General features: G+C 41.8%; 2 protein-coding genes and 1 pseudogene. All 3 read right to left on the reverse strand.

Annotation, left to right across the window (positions count from 1 at the left end; translation table 11 throughout):
* Nucleotides 1–247 (reverse strand): TIGR02328 family protein (locus tag STRDD04_RS11380; RefSeq protein WP_231853875.1); only part of this gene is annotated, 247 nt, incomplete at its 3' end.
* A pseudogene (locus STRDD04_RS10520) lies at nucleotides 216–635 on the reverse strand (YbgA family protein). The pseudogene STRDD04_RS10520 and the gene STRDD04_RS11380, both read right to left, overlap by 32 nt.
* Before the next feature lie 76 nt (nucleotides 636–711).
* Nucleotides 712–861, reverse strand: a 150-nt coding sequence (locus tag STRDD04_RS11385) for an HAD hydrolase family protein (RefSeq protein ID WP_231853885.1), incomplete at its 5' end; no start/stop codon positions are given.

An 861-nucleotide genomic window follows, 5' to 3' on the forward strand; every position in this document is an offset into this window, starting at 1 on the left:
GACAAGCCTTGCCACGATAGTCCCGCTCCAGCCATTCTGGCGATACACGATAACCTCGCTTGCTCATCTCCTCCATAATCAGCTCATGGTAGCGATAAAGCAAGTAAGGAGAGTGAGTAAAAACATAGTCAACGGTCGCATGTTTCTTGCCCCAGCCATTGCCACGAAGAGCGCAGCATTCCCGATGCTGGCCAAGCAGTTGTGGACGGGGAAGTTTAGGAATCAGCTCTTGATGCCAAAGTCTCATCGTAACCTCCATATAGTAAAGATGAATTTTGCAAATAAGGATTCGGATAATTTTCTAAAAGATTTCGCACTGCTAGAATCAGCTGCTCTTGAGGAATTTTGCCATACTCATATCGACTAAGCAGATACATGAAATCTTCTCTTTCTTTTTGGCTGGTCTTTTTCTTAAAATATCCCCAGACATGCTGAAAAGCATTGATAACTTGGCCCCTGCTTTATGGTAAGGCTACTGCCTGCTCAATATAATGCCGAATATCTTCTACAAAAACCGTATCTTGCTTTAAATATTCACGTATTTCTTTATAAATCACAGCCGAATGGCTCAAAACCAAGTATTTATGTCGAGCCCATAGTTGCTCACACTCATGGCGGTCATTTCGTAATCTCATTTTCTTCTTTCTAGTTTTTAGTCACCCAGTTTTTTAGTGCTGTTTCTGATAAAGTTCCTGACTTTTCATCACCAGTCTATAAAAACACTTTTTGCAAAATTGTTAGTACGCCGTCGTCATCATTGGAAGGACAGATGTACTTAGCTCTTGCCTTCACTTCATCTGTAGCATTGGCCATTGCGTAGCTCTCACCGCAGTAGGATAGCATTTCTAAATCATTACCTCC

This window comes from Streptococcus sp. DD04 (genome assembly GCF_001578725.1).
Taxonomy (GTDB): Bacteria; Bacillota; Bacilli; order Lactobacillales; family Streptococcaceae; genus Streptococcus; species Streptococcus sinensis.